This is a genomic window from Streptomyces sp. R-07 (assembly GCF_049913175.1).
Taxonomy (GTDB): domain Bacteria; phylum Actinomycetota; class Actinomycetes; order Streptomycetales; family Streptomycetaceae; genus Streptomyces.
In genome coordinates, this window is the sequence record NZ_CP183978.1 from 3073257 (window position 1) to 3094009 (window position 20753).

At 73.1% G+C, this 20753-nt stretch carries 18 protein-coding genes; 12 read left to right on the top strand and 6 right to left on the bottom strand.

Translation table 11 applies throughout. The features are described from left to right. Positions 1-87: 87 nt before the first annotated feature. From ACN9M0_RS13825 to hutU, 3 genes are read right to left on the bottom strand one after another with little or no spacing between them, the layout of a single operon-like run. Positions 88-1428: a formimidoylglutamate deiminase gene (locus ACN9M0_RS13825; protein ID WP_366037840.1), complete on the bottom strand. Its 1341-nt coding sequence runs from the start codon at positions 1426-1428 to the stop codon at positions 88-90. Continuing rightward, the gene (locus ACN9M0_RS13830; protein ID WP_366037841.1) at positions 1419-2636 is read right to left on the bottom strand and encodes an allantoate amidohydrolase; all 1218 of its coding nucleotides are present in this window, start codon (positions 2634-2636) and stop codon (positions 1419-1421) included. The genes ACN9M0_RS13825 and ACN9M0_RS13830 overlap by 10 nt, the downstream gene beginning before the upstream one ends. Then, entirely contained in the window at positions 2633-4297 is a 1665-nt protein-coding gene (gene hutU, locus ACN9M0_RS13835) for a urocanate hydratase (protein WP_366037842.1), read from the bottom strand. Before hutU ends, ACN9M0_RS13830 begins: the two co-directional genes overlap by 4 nt. Positions 4298-4391: 94 nt before the next feature. On the opposite strand from hutU, the gene ACN9M0_RS13840 reads away from it, so the two are divergent. The 6 genes from ACN9M0_RS13840 (at position 4392) to ACN9M0_RS13865 (ending at position 8430) form a co-directional block, all read left to right on the top strand. After that, the gene (locus ACN9M0_RS13840) at positions 4392-5741 is read left to right on the top strand and encodes a diaminopimelate decarboxylase (protein WP_366037843.1); all 1350 of its coding nucleotides are present in this window, start codon (positions 4392-4394) and stop codon (positions 5739-5741) included. 32 nt (positions 5742-5773) lie between these two features. Beyond that, complete coding sequence (locus ACN9M0_RS13845) at positions 5774-6253, top strand: SRPBCC family protein (RefSeq protein ID WP_366037844.1); 480 nt, start codon at positions 5774-5776, stop codon at positions 6251-6253. A 151-nt stretch (positions 6254-6404) separates the two neighbouring features. Beyond that, positions 6405-6797, top strand: a complete 393-nt coding sequence (locus tag ACN9M0_RS13850) for a hypothetical protein (RefSeq protein WP_366037845.1) — start codon at positions 6405-6407, stop codon at positions 6795-6797. After that, positions 6794-7585, top strand: coding sequence for a transcriptional regulator (locus tag ACN9M0_RS13855; protein WP_366037846.1), 792 nt, complete (start codon positions 6794-6796; stop codon positions 7583-7585). Before ACN9M0_RS13850 ends, ACN9M0_RS13855 begins: the two co-directional genes overlap by 4 nt. Beyond that, a complete protein-coding gene (locus ACN9M0_RS13860; RefSeq protein WP_366037847.1) occupies positions 7585-8019 on the top strand; it encodes a roadblock/LC7 domain-containing protein in 435 nt (144 codons plus the stop codon). The genes ACN9M0_RS13855 and ACN9M0_RS13860 overlap by 1 nt, the downstream gene beginning before the upstream one ends. 39 nt (positions 8020-8058) lie before the next feature. Next, complete coding sequence (locus tag ACN9M0_RS13865) at positions 8059-8430, top strand: hypothetical protein (protein WP_366037848.1); 372 nt, start codon at positions 8059-8061, stop codon at positions 8428-8430. 9 nt (positions 8431-8439) lie between these two features. Here ACN9M0_RS13865 and ACN9M0_RS13870 read toward each other — a convergent pair whose 3' ends face one another. Next, on the bottom strand, positions 8440-9273 hold the full coding sequence (locus tag ACN9M0_RS13870) for a MurR/RpiR family transcriptional regulator (RefSeq protein WP_366037849.1): 834 nt from the start codon (positions 9271-9273) through the stop codon (positions 8440-8442). A 423-nt stretch (positions 9274-9696) separates the two neighbouring features. Here ACN9M0_RS13870 and ACN9M0_RS13875 point away from each other — a divergent pair, with 423 nt between their 5' ends. From ACN9M0_RS13875 to ACN9M0_RS13900, 6 genes are all read left to right on the top strand, one after another. Then, the gene (locus tag ACN9M0_RS13875) at positions 9697-10212 is read left to right on the top strand and encodes a hypothetical protein (protein ID WP_366037850.1); all 516 of its coding nucleotides are present in this window, start codon (positions 9697-9699) and stop codon (positions 10210-10212) included. Next, positions 10190-11188 carry a hypothetical protein gene (locus tag ACN9M0_RS13880; protein ID WP_366037851.1) on the top strand — a complete coding sequence of 333 codons (999 nt, stop codon included), beginning with the start codon at positions 10190-10192 and terminating at the stop codon, positions 11186-11188. Before ACN9M0_RS13875 ends, ACN9M0_RS13880 begins: the two co-directional genes overlap by 23 nt. A 98-nt stretch (positions 11189-11286) precedes the next feature. After that, positions 11287-12840 (top strand): peptidoglycan-binding protein, encoded by a 1554-nt coding sequence (locus ACN9M0_RS13885; protein WP_366037852.1) that lies wholly within the window; start codon positions 11287-11289, stop codon positions 12838-12840. Between the two features lie 149 nt (positions 12841-12989). Next, positions 12990-13652, top strand: coding sequence for an ABC transporter ATP-binding protein (locus tag ACN9M0_RS13890; protein WP_366037949.1), 663 nt, complete (start codon positions 12990-12992; stop codon positions 13650-13652). A gap of 2 nt (positions 13653-13654) precedes the next feature. Continuing rightward, positions 13655-14890: an ABC transporter permease gene (locus ACN9M0_RS13895; RefSeq protein WP_366037950.1), complete on the top strand. Its 1236-nt coding sequence runs from the start codon at positions 13655-13657 to the stop codon at positions 14888-14890. 113 nt (positions 14891-15003) lie between these two features. Next, positions 15004-19551, top strand: coding sequence for a hypothetical protein (locus tag ACN9M0_RS13900; protein ID WP_426403668.1), 4548 nt, complete (start codon positions 15004-15006; stop codon positions 19549-19551). 74 nt (positions 19552-19625) lie between these two features. Here the strand turns inward: ACN9M0_RS13900 and ACN9M0_RS13905 are convergent, their stop codons facing one another. Next, positions 19626-20243 (bottom strand): SMI1/KNR4 family protein, encoded by a 618-nt coding sequence (locus tag ACN9M0_RS13905; RefSeq protein ID WP_366037854.1) that lies wholly within the window; start codon positions 20241-20243, stop codon positions 19626-19628. Positions 20244-20258: 15 nt separating this feature from the next. After that, positions 20259-20744, bottom strand: a complete 486-nt coding sequence (locus ACN9M0_RS13910) for a hypothetical protein (protein WP_366037855.1) — start codon at positions 20742-20744, stop codon at positions 20259-20261. Positions 20745-20753: the final 9 nt, after the last annotated feature.

Sequence of the window (20753 nt, forward strand, 5' to 3'; positions counted from 1 at the left end):
GTGGGGGCGGGTCGTTCGGGTGCGGGCCGGTGGTCGGGTCGTGCCCATCCGTTCCGCCCCGCGGAACGCATGCCCACGACCCCGCCGTCAGCTTCTGAGCGTGGCGATCGCGGTCGCGAGGGCCTCGCCCACGTCCGGTACGGCGACGTGCGCGCCGTCCCGTACGACGACCCGGCCGCCCACCACCACGTGGTGCACGTCCGCCGCCGTCGCCGCGAAGACCGCCGTCTCGGCGCCCAGGCGGGGCACCGGGCCGGCCGTGCGGACCGAGTCCAGGGTGATCGTCGTGAAGTCGGCCAGGGCGCCCTGCTCCAGCGCGCCCGCGTCCTGCCATCCGAGCGCCGCGTGGCCGTCCGCCGTCGCCGCCCGCAGCAGCGCCGCCGCTGTCCAGTGGCCTCGGGTGCGGGTGCGCAGGCGCTCGTTCAGCTCCATGGCCCGCGCCTCCTCCAGGAGGTCGATGACGGCGTGGCTGTCGCTGCCCAGGGAGAGCGGCGAGCCGGCGCGCTGGAGGGCCACGGCGGGGCCGATGCCGTCCGCGAGGTCCCGTTCGGTCGTCGGGCACATGCAGGTGCCGGTGGTCGACGAGCCGAGCAGGGTGATGTCGGTGTCGGTGAGGTGGGTGTTGTGGACGCCCGTGGTGCGGGCGCCGAGGACGCCGTGGTCGGCGAGGAGCTGGGTCGGCGTGCGGCCGTGGGCGGCGAGGCAGGCGTCGTTCTCCGCCGTCTGCTCGGACAGGTGGACGTGCAGCGGGGCCCTGCGGCCCTCCGCCCACTGCGCCACCGTCGCCAGCTGCTCGGCCGGGACGGCCCGTACGGAGTGGATCGCCGCCCCGACGCGTACGCCGTCCCGTTCCTTGAGGGCCGAGACCCGCTCCGCCCACTTCTCGGCCGTGCCGTCCGTGAAGCGGAGCTGGTGCTGCTCGGGGGCGGCGCCGAAGCCGGAGGAGAGGTACGCGGTGTCGAGGAGGGTGATGCGGATGCCCGCCTCGGCGGCGGCGGCGATGAGCGCCTCGCCCATCGCGTTGGGGTCGGCGTACGGGCTGCCGCCGGGCGCGTGGTGCAGGTAGTGGAACTCCCCGACGGAGGTGATGCCCGCGAGGGCCATCTCCGCGTACACCGCGCGGGCGAGCGCGAAGTAGCTGTCGGGGGTGAGTCGCTGGGCGACGGTGTACATGATCTCGCGCCAGGTCCAGAACGTGCCGGAGCCGACCTGGACCGTGCCGCGCAGGGCGCGGTGGAAGGCGTGCGAGTGGGCGTTCGCGAGGCCGGGGATCGTGAGGCCGCGGAGGACGGTCGCGCCCGGCGGGGGCGTCTCCACCCCCGTGCGCACGGCCTCGATCCGGCCCTCGGCCGATACGTCCAGGGCCACGCCCGGCTCGACGTTCGTGTCGAGCCAGGCGTGTTCCAGCCAGTACGTCGTCAGCGGCACGCCAGCTCCTCCAGTACGTCGGCGAGTGCGAGGACCCCGGCCACGCAGTCGTCCTCGGCCGCGTGTTCGGCCGGGGAGTGCGAGACGCCGGTGGGGTTCCGTACGAACAGCATGGCGGTCGGGATCGATTCGGACAGGATGCCCGCGTCGTGTCCCGCGCCCGTGCCGAGGACCGGCACCTTGCCCGAGGTGCCGAGGATCCGGGAGAGCTCGTCGCGCAGGGCGTGCGAGAAGTCCACGATCGGGGTGAAGGACTCCTGGACGACCGTGAGGTCGATGCCGTGGCGTTCGGCGTAGGCGCGGGCCTCCGCCTCGACGCCCGCGACGACCTTGTCGAGGGAGCCCTGGTCGGCGGCGCGGGCGTCGAGCCAGCCGCGGACCAGGGACGGGATGGCGTTGACGCCGTTCGGCTCGACGGCGATCTTGCCGAAGGTGGCGACGGCGCCCGCGAGTTCGGCCTCGCGGCGGGCCGCGAGGACGGTCTCCGCGTAGGTGAGCATCGGGTCGCGGCGGTCGACGAGCCGGGTGGTGCCGGCGTGGTTGGCCTCGCCGGCGAAGTCGTACCGCCAGCGGCCGTGCGGCCAGATGGAGGAGGCGATGCCGACGGCGTCCCCGGACAGGTCCAGGGCCCGGCCCTGCTCGACGTGGAGCTCGACGAAGGCGCCGATGCGGGCGAGCCGCTCGGGGTCCGCGCCGATCCCGGCGGGGTCGTACCCGGCCGCCTCCATGGCCTGCGGGAGGCTGATGCCGTCCGCGTCGCGGAGCTCGTACGCCTGCTCCTTCGTCAGCCGGCCGGCGGTGAGGCGGGAGCCGACGCAGGCGAGGCCGAAGCGGGCTCCTTCCTCGTCGCCGAAGTTGACGATGGCGAGGGGCCGCTTGAACGAGACGCCGCGGGCGCGGAGCTCGTCGAGGGCGGCGAAGGAGGAGACGACGCCGAGGGGGCCGTCGAAGGCGCCGCCGTCGGGGACGGAGTCCAGGTGGGAGCCGGTGACGACGGCGTCGCCGGCCGTGGGGTCGCCGAGCCAGGCCCACTGATTGCCGTTGCGGTCGGTCTCGACGTCCAGGCGGCGGGCTTCGGCCTGCATGCGGAACCAGAGGCGGCAGTCGGCGTCGGCGCCCGTCCAGGCGTAGCGGCGGTATCCACCCGAGGCGTCGCTGCGGCCGATGGGCCGCAGCGACCGCCACATGGCGTGGAAACTCGCACTCACGCGGAGTCACCCTCGCGCATCGGGACGCGGACGCCCTTCTCGTCGGCGACGCGCTCGGCGATGTCGTAGCCCGCGTCGACGTGGCGGATGACGCCCATGCCGGGGTCGTTGGTGAGCACGCGGCGGATCTTCTCGCCGGCGAGCTTGGTGCCGTCCGCGACGGAGACCTGGCCGGCGTGGATGGAGCGGCCCATGCCGACGCCGCCGCCGTGGTGGATGGAGACCCAGGAGGCGCCGGAGGCGACGTTCACCATGGCGTTGAGCAGCGGCCAGTCGGCGATGGCGTCGGAGCCGTCGAGCATGGCCTCGGTCTCGCGGTACGGGGAGGCCACCGAGCCGCAGTCGAGGTGGTCGCGGCCGATCGCGAGGGGCGCGGCGAGGGTGCCGTCGGCGACCATGTCGTTGAACATGTCGCCGGCCTTGTCGCGCTCGCCCTGGCCGAGCCAGCAGATGCGGGCGGGCAGGCCCTGGAAGTGGACGCGCTCGCCGGCCATCTTGATCCAGCGGTGGAGGGACTCGTTCTCGGGGAAGAGGTCGAGGATCGCCTTGTCGGTCTTGTGGATGTCCGAGGCCTCGCCGGAGAGGGCGGCCCAGCGGAACGGGCCCTTGCCCTCGCAGAACAGCGGGCGGATGTAGGCGGGGACGAAGCCGGGGAAGGCGAAGGCGCGGTCGTAGCCGGCGAGCTGGGCCTCGCCGCGGATCGAGTTGCCGTAGTCGAAGACCTCGGCGCCCGCGTCCATGAAGCCGACCATGGCCTCGACGTGCTTGGCCATCGACTCGCGCGACCGCTGCGTGAAGCCGGCCGGGTCCTTCGCCGCCGCGTCGGCCATGTCGTCGAAGGCGACGCCGATCGGGAGGTACGCGAGCGGGTCGTGGGCCGAGGTCTGGTCGGTCACGATGTCGATCGGGGCGCCCTCGGCGAGCATCTGCGGGAGCAGCTCGGCGGCGTTGCCGAGGAGGCCGATGGAGAGCGGGCGGCGGGCGTCGCGGGCCTCGGTGGCGAGCTGGAGGGCGTGGGCGAGGTTGTCGGCCTTGACGTCCAGGTAGCGGTGCTCGATGCGGCGCTCGATGGCGCGCGGGTCGACGTCGATGCAGATGGCGACGCCGTCGTTCATCGTCACGGCGAGGGGCTGGGCGCCGCCCATGCCGCCGAGGCCGGCGGTGAGGGTGATGGTGCCGGCCAGGGTGCCGTTGAACTTCTTCGCGGCGACGGCGGCGAAGGTCTCGTAGGTGCCCTGGAGGATGCCCTGGGTGCCGATGTAGATCCAGGAGCCGGCGGTCATCTGGCCGTACATGGTGAGGCCGAGGTGCTCCAGGCGGCGGAACTCCTCCCAGTTGGCCCAGTCGCCGACCAGGTTGGAGTTGGCGAGGAGGACGCGCGGGGCCCACTCGTGGGTCTGCATGACGCCGACGGGGCGGCCGGACTGGACGAGCATCGTCTCGTCCTGCTTCAGGGTGCGCAGGGTGCGGACCATGGCGTCGAAGGAGCGCCAGTCGCGGGCGGCCTTGCCGGTGCCGCCGTAGACGACGAGCTTGTCGGGGTGTTCGGCGACCTCGGGGTCGAGGTTGTTCTGGAGCATCCGGAGGGCGGCTTCCTGCTGCCATCCCAGGGCGCTCAGTTCCGTACCGCGGGCTGCTCGCACGGGGCGGGGTCCTGACATGGGGGTGCCTCCTCGAATGTCGTTCAGATATTCACATAGTGTCTCGCTGAATAGTTGTAGTCAACAGGGCGTACCGGCCACGCCATGGACGAGGATGGGCCGCATGGCCTCCTCCCGTCGCGATCTCGCCGTCCGAGCCTCCGTCGATCAAGGACTCCTCTCCCCCGCCGAACCGGTCGTCGCCCTCCTCGACACCGCTGGCATCCGCGCCTCCGCCACCGCCCTGACCAGCGCTTTCGCCGCCGTCACCGACGCCCACGTGCTGCACGCCTTCGCCGTGAAGGCCGCCCCGCTCGTGCCCGTCCTGCGCCTGCTCCACGAGGCGGGGCTCGGCGTCGAGGTCGCGAGCCCCGGCGAGCTGGCCCTCGCCCGCGCCGCCGGCATCCCGCCCGGTCACACCGTGCTCGACTCCCCCGCCAAGACCCCGGCCGAGCTCCGCCAGGCCCTCGCGCTCGGGATCGCCGTCAACGCCGACAACCTCCAGGAACTCGGCCGGATCGACGCGCTCGTCGCCTCCGCGCCCACCGCCTCACCGCTGGGACTCCGGGTGAACCCGCAGGTCGGAGCCGGTTCCATCGGGGCGCTCTCGACCGCGACCGCCACCTCCAAGTTCGGCGTGGCACTCCGCGACGAGGGCGCCCGCAAGACCGTCGTCCAGGCCTACCTGGAGCGGCCCTGGCTGACGCGGCTGCACACCCACACCGGCTCCCAGGGCGTCCCGCTCGCCCTCATGGCCGAGGGGGTCGGGGAGGCGTACGCGCTCGCCGAGGAGATCAACCGGGCGGCCGGCCGGCAGCAGATCGACACCCTCGACATCGGCGGCGGGCTGCCGGTGAACTTCACCTCCGACGAGGAGACGCCGACGTACGCGGCGTACGCCCGGCTGCTCGCCGACACCGTCCCCGGGCTCTTCGACGGCCGCTACCGGCTCGTCACCGAGTTCGGGCGCTCCCTGCTCGCCAAGCACGGCACCGTCCTCGCCCGGGTGGAGTACACGAAGACCTCCGGGGGCCGCCCGATCGCCGTCACCCACGCGGGCGTGCAGCTGGCCACCCGTACGGTCTACGCCCCCGAGTCCTGGCCGCTGCGCGTCCTCGCGTACGACTCCGAGGGCCGGCCCCGCGCCGGGGAGGACGTCGTCCAGGACGTGGCGGGCCCCGCCTGCTTCGCCGGGGACCTGCTCGCCACGGGCCGGGCGCTGCCGCTGCTGCACCCGGGCGACGTCGTGGCGGTCCCGGACACCGGCGCGTACTACTTCGCCCACCACTACGCGTACAACAGCCTGCCCCGGCCCGGGATCCACGGCTTCACGGTCGACGGCGACGGGGCCGTGGCGTTCACGACCGTCCGCAGGCCCCAGACGCTCGACGAGATCGTCGCCGAGGCGGGCGGGGACCGGGCGGACGCACTGGTCCGGCAGGAGGTCGGGTGGCCCGTCCGGTAGCGCGGGCGCGGCGGCCCGGTTTCGATGAAGCCATGACTGGAACGGGTACGGACACCACCTCCGTCGTCGCCGAACGCCGGGTCGCCGCCTCCCCCGGGCGGGTCTGGGAGTCGATCACCGACCTGCGGGACATGCCCCGGGTCCTCTCCGGCGTCGACCGGGTGGAGGTGCTCACCGAAGGCGGCTTCGGCGTGGGCACGCGCTGGCGCGAGACCCGCCGGATGCTGGGCAAGGAGGCCACCGAGGAGATGACCGTGACCGAGTGCGAGCCGCCCGACCGGTACGTCACGGTCGCCGACTCGCACGGCATGCACTACGTCTCCGAGCTCACCCTGACGCCCGACGGCGCGGGGGCCACCACCCTGCGGATGACCTTCTCCGCGCGGCCCGCCGGCGGCCGCACCCCCGGGCTCATGGCCCGGCTCCTCGCCCGCTTCGGGACGAAGGCCGTCGCGAAGGCGCTCGCGAAGGACCTGTCCGACATCGCGAACGCCGTGGAGTCGCGCGGCTGATCGTCCGGCCGTGGACCCCTCTGGATCAATTCGCGTCAGACAGCGGCATGTTCCGATGGAAAATGCCAGAACGCCTCCCCGGGGCCGGAACGTTCAGTAGCGTCACCGTCACTGCCTTACGTTCGCGCGCCGCATCGGGAGGGGAATCCGCGTGCCCGGAATCGACGAGTGCCTCCTGGAGGCCATGGCCCTGCCGGGGGCCCGGGGCGCCTCCCTGGTCGACTGGACCAGCGGGCTCGCGCTCGGGACGGCGGGCGACTCACCGGTCGGCGACCACGAGACGACGGCCGCCGAGACCGCCGAACTCGCCCGCTCGGCAGCCGAGTTCGACTCCTTCACGACAGCCGACGGGAGCCCTGAGGACGGCCCGCCCGTCGAGGACCTGATCGTCACCACCCGCGCCGGCTACCACGTCCTCCGCTTCGTCGAGACCTCCTTCGACAGCAGCGTCTTCCTCCACCTCTGGCTCGACCGCGAATCCGGCAACCTCGCCCTCGCCCGGATCCGGCTCCGCGACCTCGCCGAGAGACTGGTCCTCGGATGAGCCCGGTCGCCACCCCCGACACCGCCCGGGCGGCCACCCCCGTCTCCCCGATGCTGGTCCGGCTCGCCGCCGAGAAGGCCACCGGTGCCCTGCTGCGCGACCACGGCACGCTCTACCTCGTCGACGGCCGGGTCGTGCACGCCGAGAGCCCCGCCGCCCCCGGCGTCGACGTCCTCCTCACCACCGGCGGCCGGCTGCCCCGCGAGGGCTGGGACGAGGCCGTCGACCGGGCCGGGGCGCACCGGGCGGTCGGCCGCTTCCTCGTCGACAGCGGACGGCTGCACGACGGCGAGCTGGAGATCTGCCACCTCGGCGCCGTCTTCGACGCGGCCTTCTTCGCCCTCTCCCCCACCAGCGGGCCGACCCGCTTCCGGTACGGGGTGGGGCACTGGTTCGGGACGGTGCGGCCGGTCTCCGCCGAGGCCGTCGAGCGCGAGACCGTACGCCGCCGCGAACTCCTCGACGCCGTCTGGCCGTACGCCTCCGTCGACACCGCCCCGGTCGTGCCGCGCCCCGCCGCCCCCGGCCAGACCGTGGGGGCGCGGCAGCGCGCGCTGCTCGCCGCCGCCGACGGGGAGCGGAGCCCGGCCGAGCTCGCCCGGCTGCTCGGCCGCCCCGCCTTCCACACGCTGCTCGACGTGCGACGCCTTGCCGCCGCCGGGCTCGTCGAGACCCCGCCCGAACCCGACTCCGTACCGCCACCTTCCCCGTTATCGGCCCTGCCGGTGGCCGATCCCGACATCGCCCTGCTGCGCCGGCTCCGTGACGCCCTGGAGGCACACCTGTGATGAGGCGTGCCCTGCGCATGCGCGCCGAGAGGAGACAGCTCATGACGGCAGAAGCCGAGGTCCTCGGCGAGCTCAGACGGCTGCGGGCGCGGCTGCCCCAGCTCACCGGAGCCCTGGCGGCCAGCGCCGACGGGCTCGTGCTGGCCCACGACACGGTGGACGGCGAGGCGGAGAGCGTGGCCGCGCTGACCGCGGCGGCGCTCGGCGTCGGGCAGCGGCTGACCGACTCCACCGGGCAGGGCCGCTTCCGTGAGCTGCTCGTACGCGGCGAGAACGGCTACGTGGCGACGTACGCGGCGGGCGGCTCGGCCGTCCTGACGCTGCTCGCCGAACCCCGGATCAACGTGGGGCGGCTCCATCTGGAGGCCCGCAGGTCCAGCGCCCGGATAGGGGAGCTCGTCGACGGCGCGCTGGACCGCAGAGACCTGAACTGACGCATCCGAACGGCACACTCGAGAAGGAAGTACGACACCATGGCGAACACCGAGACCTCCCTCAAGGAAGCGGCCTCCATCGACGGCGCGATCGGCGCTGCCCTCGTCGACTACACCAGCGGTATGGCGCTCGGCACGATCGGCGGCGGCAAGGAGCTCGACCTGAACATGGCCGCGGCGGGCAACACCGACGTCGTCCGGGCCAAGGTCCGGGCGATGGAGATGCTGGGACTCGGCGACGAGATCGAGGACATCCTGATCACCCTCGGCAGGCAGTACCACCTGATCCGGCTGCTCAAGGGGCGCGGCACGAACGGCCTGTTCCTCTACCTGGCCCTGGACAAGGACCGCTCCAACCTGGCGATGGCGCGCCACCAGCTGAAGAAGATCGAGAACGAGCTGGAGGTCTGAGACCCGGACCTACTCGACGAAGAGGCCCCGGGTCGCCGCCTTGGTGTCGAACTCCTCCAGGCGCGCCTGCGCGTCGGGGAGTTCGTCCGCCATGGCCTCCAGGAGGACCCGGCCGAGCAGCATCGGCGCGCAGGCCGTGTCGAAGGCGAGCCCGGTGCCGACGGCGGCCGGGATGAGCAGGTCGCTGTGGGCGGCGACGGGCGCGAAGGCCGACTCGGCGACGGTCACGACCGTGAGCCCGGCCGCCCGCGCGTACTCCAGGGCCTCGACGACCTCCCGGGGGTGCCGGGGCAGCGCGAAGCAGAGCAGGGCGGTGGCCCCGGCCCGTACGGCCGCGTCGACGCGGTCCGTGAGCATCGAGCCGCCCTCGTCGAGGAGCCGGACGTCCGGGTGGACCTTGGCGGCGAAGTAGGCGAAGCCGCGGGCCTGCGAGGAGGCGGCCCGCAGTCCGAGCACGAGCAGCGGCCGGGACCCGGCCAGGAGCCGCCCGGCCCGCTCGACGGGCGCGGGGTCGGCGAGGAGCCGGGCGAGGTGCTGGAGGTTCTCGATCTCGGCGAGCACGGCCTGCTGGTACTCGTTGTGGCCCGAGGTCTCCTCGGCGGCCGCGGGCATGCTCTCGCGCAGGTGCTTGCGGAGCGCCGGGTACCCGTCGAAGCCGAGGGCGACGGCGAACCGGGTGACGGACGGCTGGCTGACCCCGGCGAGCTCGGCGAGCTCGACGCTGGACAGGAAGGGCACGTCGGCGGCGCGGCGCACCATGCAGTGCGCGATCCGCCGCTGCGTCGGCGTCAGCCGGTGCCCCTCGAAGAGCACCTGCAGCCGGCCGGCCGGGCTGTCGCTCATGCCGCCCCCTTCCACCTATTCACTCGCAAAGCCTTTGCATAAGGATATGCATACCGGGCGGGGCGCGACACCCCCCGGCGAGGCCCCGGAGGATCCGACCCGCGAGACGGTTGCGGTGACCTGCGTCACATCGAGTCCCCCTGGCGCCCTCCGCCGCCCTGCCCCACGCGCGAGGCCCGACACTCCTTCGCGAACATCAACTCACCCGCCCCCGCCAGCTAGTTGATCGCCCATCAGGCCTCGCGGGCATCGCCGCCGGCCTGGTGTCACGCATCCATCATGATCACAACAAGATCCGAAAAACCAGACACCCCGGGCCCCGCCGATTGGCATAGACCCCCGCCCCGGCCTCCGGTTACCGTCTGCCCGTCCGGATCCCGTCGGCTCCGGACATGGGGAAATCGAAGGACTCCGGGGGGAGCCATGAAGATCCGTTCCATTCGTGCGCGCGTGGGTGCCACGGCCGCTGCCGCCGCCGCTGCCGCCCTCACCATGCTGTACGGCGCCACGCCCGCCGCCGCCGTCTCCACGGAGTACGTGAGCGACAACTGCGACTTCATGAACTGCACCGAGGGCGACCTCTACATGTACTACCACTCGCTCACCACCGAGAGCGGCGACCCGAGCGGCAGCTGGGCTCGGTTCTACGGCAACATCTACAACCACGCCGGCACCACCGTCTCGTACAACGGCACGGACTCGGGCACCGTGAACTACGTGTACGTCTTCGCCGCCAACTACGGCGACGGTTCCGGCCAGCTGGTGAAGAACAACGCCGCCGCGGCCAACAACTGCTCGGCGGTGGACGGCTACCGCGTCTACTACAACTCGGGCTACGCGGGCCACTCGCAGTCCATCCCGCACTACTGGTCCTGCGGCACCAGCACCAATCTGGACGCCACCCTGAAGAACAACAATGCCTCCTCGCACTTCGCGTGAGCAGGCAGGGCTCCGTCTCCGGCCGGGGACGCCGGGACCGCTCGCGCGGTCCCTCGCGGCCCTGGCCGGGGCCGGGCTCGCCCTGACCGCCCTGACGGGATGCGGAGACACGGCCCCCGCCGGGCCGGCGCCGCGGGCCGGCGCGGACACCGAGGTCGACGAGTCGAAGTGGCCCAGGGCGACGCCCGAGACCGGGCTCGCCCGCGGGCTCGTCCTGCCGCTCCAGCAGTACATGCAGACGTACCAGGACTCCGTCGTCATCGAGCGGGCCGCGCGCAGTCTCCAGACGCGGTGCATGGCCGACTTCGGCTTCACCATCGTCTTCCCGCCCGTGGGCACGAACCCGCCGCCGAACGCCGACGACGCCAACATGTCCCGGCGGTACGGGATCAGCGACCGCGCGATGGCGGAGAAGTACGGCTTCGGCATCCCGCCGGACACCGTCGAGCACCCGGCACCGCCGAAACTGACGGCCGCCGCCGTCGCCGTCCTCACCGGCCGCAAGGGCCTCAACCCCCGCGCCGAACCCGCACCGGCCACGTACCGGGGGAAGAAGATCCCCAAGGACGGCTGCCAGGGCTCGTCGTTCGACAGGATCGGGGCGCGCATCGACTTCGGCCTCTCCAGCCGGCTCGACCGCGACAGCCTCGTGAAGTCCCAGGAGACCCCCGAGGTCCGGGCGGTCGTCACGGCCTGGTCCGGCTGCATGAAGAAGAAGGGGTACGAGGTCGCCGACCCCTACGCGGCGATCGACCTCGTCCCCCGCGTCGAGGGCGGCACCACCTCCACGAAGGAGATCTCCGCCGCCCTGGCGGACATCGACTGCAAGAAGGAGACGGACCTCGTCCGCGTCTGGCACACCGCCGAAGCCGCGATCCAGACCCGTCAGGTCGAGCGGAACCAGCTCGCCCTGCAGCAGCTCAAGGAGAAGAACGCCCACGCGGTCAAGGCCGCCGAGGCGGCACTCCGGGGATGAAACGGCCCGTGGCGGGCGGACGGTGCGGCCGTACCGGCCCCCCGCCACGGCCTGACGCCGCCGCCCGGCAGGGCGGCGCGCAGATATGGGGAACAGCCGTGGGTAACGGACCCGAAGCTCCGACCTCCGTCGACGAGGCGTGGGAGCAGGCCGGCACACCGCAGGACGCGGAGCCGAAGGCGAGCGGACCGGGCAACGCCCTGGCCCGCCGCCGACGCCTGCTCGGGGCCGTGACCGCCGCCGCGGTCCTGGTCTCGGGCCTCGGCATCGTCGCCGCCCGGGTCATCAAGTCGCCGGCCCAGGCCGCCGCCGACACCGCCGCGCCGCCGCCCAGCGTCATCACCGCCGCGGTCGAGCACCGCGTGCTCGAGGAGGCGGTGATCCTCCGGGGGTCCGTGCACGCCTCGCAGACCGTGGAGATCTCCGCCGCCGTCTCCGGCGGTGCGGGCGGCGCGCCCGTCATCACCAAGATGAACGTCGGCGCGGGGGACACCTTCCGCTCCGGCCGCGTCCTGATGGAGGTGTCCGGCCGGCCCGTGATCGCGCTCAAGGGCAGCGTGCCGGTGTACCGGGACCTCAAGCCCGGCGCCGAGGGCGAGGACGTCGCCCAGCTCCAGAGCGCGCTGCGGGAGCGGGGCCACGACACGGGCGGCGACCGCTCCGGGCTCTTCGGGCCCGGGACGAAGGCCGCCCTCTCTGCGTTCTACCGGAGCGTCGGATACGACGCGCTGCCGGCCGAGGACGGCGGCGAGGAGGAGCTGACCGGCGCGCAGGAGGCGGTGACCGAGGCGGCCCGCCGGATCGAGGACATCCAGGCCGCGGCGCGGGGTGCGCAAGGTACGCGGGGCGGCGCGGAGGCCGACGGGAAGGGCACCGCGAGCACCGCTGGTGGCGCAGGCCTCGGGGACCTGGGCGACTCCGCCGTCGAACTCCGGCGCGCCCGCGAGGACCTGGCGAAGGCCCAGGACCGGCTCGACCGCGTCAAGGCGAAGACCGGCCCCATGCTGCCCGCCTCCGAGGTCGTGTACCTGAAGGGCTTCCCGGCCCGGGTCGACTCGGTCTCGGCCGGGGTCGGCAGCAAGGCGCAGGGGAACGCGCTGACCGTGTCGGCGGGCGTCCTGGTCGTCGAGGGCTTCCTGCAGAAGCACCAGCGGGGCCTGGTCAGGCCCGGTCAGCCGGTGGAGATCTTCTCCGAGTGGGAGGGCAAGTCGGCCCGGGCGACCGTGCGTTCCGTCGCGACCGGCCTCGCCCGGCCGCAGCCCGCCGCCGGTGCGGGAGAGGGCGTCCCGGACAAGTCCGCCGCCCAGGGGTACGCCATGGTCGTGGCCCCGGACAAGCCGCTGGACGCGTCCATGGCCGGGCAGGACGTCCGGCTGACGGTGCAGACCGCCGCCACCGACGGCGCGGTGCTCGTCGTGCCGGTCACCGCCATCTCGGCGGGCGCCGACGGCAGGACCGCGGTGACCGTCCTCCGGGCGGACGGGAAGCGGCTCCGCGTCCCGGTGAGCACCGGCGGGACCGGTGACGGCTATGTCGAGGTCCGGCCGGCGCGCGAGGGCGAGCTGTCCGCGGGCGACCAGGTCATCACCGGCGTGGCCGCGGGCGCGGGCGCCGATGCGGGCGCCGCCTCCACGGGCGTCGGCGCTTCGTGAACGGGCTGACGGCGCCCGCCGTGGACCCGACTGTGGACCCCGCCGTGGACCCGACAGGGGACGATACGGCCGCCCCAGCCGTGGCCCCCTCCGCGGACCCGGCCGTGGACGCCGCCGCGGACGAGACCGCCGCCCCGCCCGTGATCGAGATGCGCGGGGCCGGGCTCACGTACCCCGGACCGCCCGCGGTCTCGGCTCTCAAGCCGTGCGAACTGACCGTGCGCAAGGGCGAGTTCGTGACGATCGTGGGGCCTTCGGGCTCCGGCAAGTCGACGTTCCTCAACATCGCGGGTCTCCTCGACTCCCCCACCGAGGGCCGGTACCTCCTCGACGGCATCGACACCGGTGCGCTGAGCGACGCGGACCGCTCGGCGCTGCGGGGCCGCCGCATCGGCTTCGTCTTCCAGTCCTTCCACCTGCTGCCGCACCGCACGGCCGTGGAGAACGTGACGCTGTCCATGGTGTACGGCGGCGCCCCCCGCAAGGAGCGGGTCCGCGCGGCCCGGGACGCCCTCGTCCGCGTCGGCCTCGGGCACCGCCTCGAAGCCGTCCCGACGACCCTGTCCGGCGGCGAGCGGCAGCGCGTGGCGATCGCGCGGGCACTGGCCGCGCGCCCCTCGCTGCTGCTGTGCGACGAGCCGACGGGCAACCTCGACACCGCGACGGCCGCGACCGTGATGGAGCTCCTGGAGGACCTGCACCGGGACGGCATGACCGTCCTGATCATCACGCACGACCCGGCCGTCGCCCGGCGGGGCGCCCGCACCCTCGCCATCCGGGACGGCGTGCTGACCGAGGGACGGCCGGCGTGAAGATGCGGATCCTCCGCCGTACGGAGGGCATCGAGCCGTCCCGCTTCCACTGGCGGGACCTCGTCTCGGAGTCCACCGCCGGCCTGCTCCAGCGCCCGGCGCGGGCGGCGCTCACGGCCCTCGGCACGGTGCTCGGCGTCGGGTCCTTCGTCGCCGTGCTCGGCCTCACCGCCACCGCCGCCTCGCAGATCGACGCGCGGTTCAGCGATCTGAGCGCGACCGAGGTGACCGTCCAGGACATCAGCGGCGAGCACACCGAGTTCGAGGACCTGGCCTTCCCCGGCGACGCCGACCAGCGGGTCGAGCGCCTCAACGGCGTCGCCCACGGCGGAGTCCTGTGGACGGTGCAGCTGGGCGAGGGCGAGGAGGTGCGCTCGGCGCCCGTCGCCGGTGCCGGAGCCGCGAGCCAGATCCAGGTCGTCGCCGCCTCCTCGGGGGCGCTGCTCGCGGCCGAGCCCTCCGTACGGGAAGGGCGGGTGTACGACCGCTGGCACGACGCGACGCGGCAGCGGGTCGCGGTGATCGGCGTGGGCATGGCGGCCAGGCTCGGCATCACCACCCTGGAGACCCAGCCGGCCCTGTTCATCGGCGACGAGGCGTTCTCCGTCATCGGGATCGTCGACGACACCAAGCGCAAGGCCGATCTGCTGCTGTCGGTGATCGTCCCGCGCAGCACCGCGCAGGAGCTGTGGGGCCCGCCCAAGGACGGGGCCGAGATGCTCGTCAGTACGCGGGTGGGGGCCGCGCAGCAGGTCGCGACCGAGGTGCCGGTCGCGCTGCGCCCGGACCACCCCGAGTATCTGAGGGCCGTTCCGCCGCCGGATCCGCGGACCCTGCGCAGCGGGGTCAGCGGGGACCTCGGGCAGCTGTTCCTGGTGCTCGCCGCCGTCTGCCTCTTCATCGGCTCGGTCGGCATCGCCAACACCACGCTCGTCGCCGTCATGGAGCGGACCGGCGAGATCGGGCTGCGCCGCGCGCTCGGCGCGCGGGGGCGGCACGTGCTCGCCCAGTTCCTCACCGAGTCGGGTGTCCTGGGGGCGCTCGGCGGCCTCATCGGCACCTCGCTCGGGGTGAGCGTCGTCGTCGGTGTCGCCATGGCCCGCGCGTGGACACCCGTCATCCAGCCCACCACGGTCGTCGCCGCCCCGGTGATCGGCCTCCTGACCGGACTGCTGGCCGGGCTCTACCCGGCCTGGCGCGCCAGCCGCATCCAGCCCGTCGAGGCCCTGCGCCGCTGACCTCCGGCTTCCGTCCCCCACAAGCCTCACGGCCGACCCGGTCCGAACGGACCCGGCCGGCCGTGCCTCCGGAAGGTCCACCGGTGCGCGAGCACCACCGACGAAGGAAGAGCGTGAAGTCCATACGCATGCGGCGCACCGCGCCGCTCACGGTCGCGCTGGCCACAGCGCTGGCCGTGCCCCTCTCGATGCCGGCCATGGCATCCGAGCCCGCACCCCCGAAGAGAACCGCCCAGCGGCCGGCCCCGGCCGCCACGAACCCCGCCCGGCCCCGCGCCGTGTCTCCCGCCGACCGTTCCGCCGTCCTCGGCGGCGCCTACGCGAAGTCCACCGACACGGCGTTCACCACGTCCGGTGACGGCACGGGCTTCCACCTCATGGTCGCCGACGAGAAGAACGGGTACGCCTGGAAGACCGCGGCCTCCCTGTCCGAGCCGGGCTTCGAGGCCGACGCCTGGATCGGCAACGCGTGTCTCACCGCCTCCGGCAGGCGGGCGGCCGTGGCGTACGCGCCGCGCACGTTCACCAACAAGCCGGAGCTGATGGCCCGCGGCGCCTTCGCCGCGACCGTGGACCTCACCACCGGCAAGGTCACCAAGCTCCCCTTCCAGGTCTCCCTCGCGTACTTCAGCCCCGGCTGCGGCACGGGCGAGCAGGCGGTGTTCACCCAGCTCTCGTACGAGGGCGACACCGCGCAGCGGACCCGGCTGATCACCGTGGACGCCGCCTCGGGCCGGGCCGGCGCCCCCGTCGTGTACCCGGGTCAGCTGACCTCCGCCGTGCCGACGAAGGCGGGTGTGGTCGCCGCCCGCGGCAACCGGCTGGTCGCCGCCGGCCCCAAGGGCCGGCTCCGGGAGATCGCCCGCACCCGGTCCGTCCCCTTCCAGCTGACGGTGGACGCCACGGGCGGACTCACCTACATCGACCGCGCCCGGAGCACCGACTCCAAGAAGGCGTCGACGAGTGACGCCCGGCACCTGGACGCGCCACAGCTCCTGCGCTCCGGGGCCGCGGCCACCACGGTGGCCTCCGGCGCGCTCGCCGCGTGGGACCTCGCGTCCTCCGCCGACGGCACGGTCTACGTCACCGGCCGGGCCACCACCGAGGGCACGCCGCCGCGGTCGGTGCGGAACCCCGGCGGGATCGCCAAGGGGGCACTGCTCTCCAGCCACGGCCACGCGGCGGTCACCACCGCCTGGGCGGACGGCAAGGACAGCCGGATCCGGCCCGAGGAGGCGCTGACCGAGCGCACCGCCCGGACCACCCTGCGGCTCCTGGGCACGGGCCGGACCGTCACCCTGGACGCCCTGCCCGGCCAGAGCCGGATCGGCGGCGCGAAGGCGGAGGAGCAGGGCCGTACGACGTCCCCGGCGCTGCCGCAGCCGCGGAAGACGGGCGCCGCCGGGAGGGCCGGCGCCGGCACCGCGGCCACCACCGGCACCCAGACGCTCGCCTCCGCGCCGGACGACCCGAGCGAGGACGCCTCCGAGCGCACCTGCGCCGTGCCCCGCAACAACGTGAAGAAGCAGGCCTTCCAGCCGACCCCGCGCCAGGTCGAGTGGGCGGTGGACCAGGCCGTCGTCGGCCGTCTCGACTTCTACCGGAACCCGGACTGGAAGAACACCGGCACGGGCGGCTACCAGCCGCAGGGCCTCTTCCCGCCGATCGTCCTCGCCGGTGACCCGAACGGGCGGCTCGACACCGAGGACGGCACCAACGACCGCTGGCACATCCCGGCACAGATCCTCCTCGGCGTCACCGCCCAGGAGTCCAACATGTGGCAGGCCACCCGGTACGCGGTGCCCGGCGTCACCTCCAACAGCCTGATCGGCAACTACTACGGCGTCGACTTCAGCGCGAGCGGCACCCAGCTCGACCCGTGGGCGATCAACTGGTCGAAGGCGGACTGCGGTTACGGCATCACCCAGGCGACCGACGGCATGCGTCTGCCCGGCCACGACCAGCCGACCAAGTCGGTCCTCCAGCAGGAGGCCATCGCGCTCGACTACACCGCCAACATCGCGGCGGGCGCGCAGATCCTTTCGGACAAGTGGAACCAGACGTACAACGCGGGGATGAAGGTCAACGACGGCCACCCCAAGTGGATCGAGAGCTGGTTCTTCGCCCTGTGGGCGTACAACTCCGGCTTCTACCCGCAGTCCGAGCCCGACAGCGCCGGACGCTGGGGCGTGGGCTGGACCAACAACCCGGCCAACCCGCTGTGGAAGGCCAACCGGCTGCCGTTCCTGGAGAACGCCCTCGGCGGCGACAACTACGCCGACGCCGCGCACCCGCAGGACTGGCCGTACGAGGAGAAGGTCATCGGCTGGGCCGCCCGGCCCATCACGGCGATGTTCGCCCCCGGTGACATGCAGGCCGGATACCGCTCGGCGAACTGGACCACCAGCTACGACCGCACCCACGCCAAGCCGCCGATCGACCTGTTCTGCGACGCGTCCAACTCGTGCGACCCGTCGAAGATCGCGGACGGTGACTCCAACAACCAGGGCCAGGGTGCCTGCACCCTGGACTCGGGCGACAAGACCACCAACCCCAACTGGCTGCACTGCTGGTGGAACAAGCCGGTGACCTGGAAGAACTGCGGCTCCGGAGCCCAGTGCGGCAACCAGGTCCACCGCTTCAACACCACGTACCCGGAGCAGCCGGACGCCAACTCGTACCCGCCGCGCTGCTCCAGCGGCCTGGCGGCGGACGCGCTGATCGTCGACGACGTCGCGAACGGCGTGGTCCCGGCCGGCTCCGACGCGCGCAGCTGCGGGGCGGTGAAGTCCGACGGAACCTTCAACCTGAACTACTACGTCTGGATGGACGGCACCTACCCGGGCAAGATGGACACCCACCAGATCGGTGCCGCGTACGGCAACCACTTCTGGTTCACCCACACCCGCAAGCCGGACCCGGACTACGGCCACCGGCTGTACATCAACGGCGTGTGGAAGCTGAGCCGGCCGGTCCCCGGCGGGCAGGCCAGGGTCTACGCGCACATCCCGGACCACGGGGCGCAGACCAAGATCGCCGACTACCAGATCGAGACGGTCGGGGGCACGGTCACCAAGACGATCTCCCAGGCGGACAACGCGTCGAACAAGTGGGTCGACCTGGGCGCCTACCAGTTCGGCGACACCCTGCCCCAGGTCAGCCTGTCGAACTTCACCAGCGACGGCGACGGCAGCAAGGACATCGCGTGGGACGCGATCGCCTTCGTCCCCGGCGACTTCTCCGGCATCCCGGCGGACCTGACCTTCGGCGACCCGGACCCGAACGCCCCGGAGCCGGCGAACGTCCAGGAGCCGCAGAGCGCCAGCGACTCGTTCTTCCCGACCTTGAACTCGGCCGCCGCTCAGTCGACCGCCGGCGCGGCGCGATCGACGGTCGGTCCGGGGACGTCGGCCACCGGGTCGGCGAAGCCGGCCCCCGGCACGACGCGATCGGCCACCCGTCCGGCGAAGGCGACCGGCCTGATGCGGTCGGCGGCGGAGCCCGCCCGGTGGACCACCCCGTCCACGGCCGGGGCCGGGGTCGCTTCCACGGCGACCACGATGGCCACCTCGGGCGAGACCGCGAGCTGCTCCGTGGCCTCGAACTCGATCACGTACACCCGGACCGATTCCTGCGTCGTCGACGACCTCATCGTCACCTGGCTCGTGAACGACGTCCCCAGGGGCAACGCCACGTTCATCTACCGGCTGGAGGTGGACACCGATGTGAACACCGACACGGTCACCGAGACGGCCTCGCTGCGCCTCAAGTCCATGGACGCGGACATCACGACCGCCACGATCAACCTGGACTTCCTGTGCCGTGGCTACTGCCAGATGAACGACACCCCGTGGACCGGCCTCAACACCTGGGCGAAGGGTGACATCCACTCGGCGATCAAGGTGTCCCGGATGAAGTGGACCCCGACCGCCGGCGCGGAGCGCAACCTGCTCACCCCGTACTGGAGGTTCAGCGGTTCGATCAACGGCGCGACGGTCCGCATGCCGCTGGAGGTCGAGAAGAGCGACCTCGACGTGCGCTGCGACGTCGAGGTCAAGACCACCCCGGGCTGCATCTTCTCCCACTACCGGCCGACCTACCGCATCAACGAGAAGAAGTTCCCCGCGGCGTCCGCCCACATCTGGCTGATGCAGCAGAAGCTCCCCGGCGGGTACGGGCTGAAGGGCAAGGAGCCGCTCACGTTCCTGTCCAACGACATCTACGTGCCCAGTCCCCCCACCAGCACGAAGCTGCTGGTGGACCACAACCGGGACACCATCTGCCCCAGCTCGTGGACCCGCAGCCCGCTGGCCACCATGTCGCCCGAACTGGGGGCCAACGACGTGCCCAGTTGCGACGAGTTCCCGTTCGCGTCGAGCTGGCAGAGCGGGGCCATCCCGAGCAGCTGGGGCGGCAAGAACCTCAGCTCCGTGACCTCGGGCGAGGGGTGTGTGAACACCATCGCGCAGCGTGACGCGGGCGGTGTGTGGCGACTCGTCCCGGACACCCGGTCGCACCTGCCGACCTGGACCGAGCCCTGCGGCCGCTCCAGCATGTCGAACAACCAGAACACGCAGTCCATGTCCCTGTTCCCGACCTTCCGCAAGGACAACCGCGTCCTGGAGGGCGACAACTACTGGGTCGACGCGCCCAAGCCGTAACACGCGCACCGCACGACAGCGGGGGCCCGGTGATTCCTCACCGGGCCCCCGCCCGCGTGTAAGGACCGGGACCGTCAGTCCCAGACCAGGTGCCCGTCCTGGACGGACGGACGCCGCCCGTGGGTGAGCGCGGAGTCTCCCCCGCCGCGCTCCAGCATGTCGGCCACGGCGGTCAGGACGGCGCCCAGGGACGGGGCGTAGGCCCTGGCGTAGTCGGTCTCGCGGTAGACGAGGACGGGGGCGGAGACCGCGGCCTCGGCTGTCGCGGCGCCCGCGTCGAGGAGCAGCCCGTAGTGGGCGTCCACCTCGGCGAGGACCGGGATCCACGTCGGCAGCCACCAGTCCTCGTCACCGATGTCGGCGGCGATCGCCAGGTGGCGGCGGTACCGCTCCGCGATGCTCGCGCAGTCGAGGAACACCTCGCCGCCCGGGAACAGCCCGGAGTCCCGATGGGGGACGAAGCGGTCGCCCCCGGGGACAGCGGTACGGGTGTCCAGGGCGGTGCTGCCGTTGTTCCGGCGCAGCCAGGCCTCCAGCTCCCCGGGAACGGGGCACCCCAGCGCGTCCTGGAGGAGCGCGATGTCGGCGTCCGTGGCGGGTGGGCGCAGCGCCCGCGCGCCGGCGGGGGCGTGCTTCTCCAGCCAGCGGGTGATCCTGGACCAGGCCGAGAGCACGTCGTCGGCGTCGGACATGGGTGGTGACTCCCGTCAGTTCGGGGTGGAGGCGGCCACGGCCGCGCAGGACTTCTCGGGGCCGTGGGCCGTGACCCGGGGCCGGGCGGCACGGTCGGTCTGCGGGAGGTCGAGGGTGAAGCAGCGGGTGGCCATGGCGTCGGCAGGGCCGAACACGACCAGGGTCCGCTCGTACCTGCGGGAGAACTGGACGAAGACCCGGGTGCCGTGCCCCGTGGGGCGCACCTCGACGAGCGCCCCGAGGTGCGGGCCGCCGTCGGCGTACTGGTCCAGGGCGTCCCGTACGTCCTGGTCGGAGGGGGTGACCCCCTTGGTGGCGACGAGGGCGTCGGCGAACCGTGCCGCGTCCGCCCGGGTGGCCTCGAACGCGTCCCGTTCCCCGGCCGCCTCACGGAGGTGGGCGAGGGTGAACAGGGCGACGAGCGCCACGACCACGACGAGCAGGACCGCACCCAGGGCCTTGGCCCAGGGTGCGGTCCTTCCTTCTCGCTCAGCTGTCACGGGTTCCTG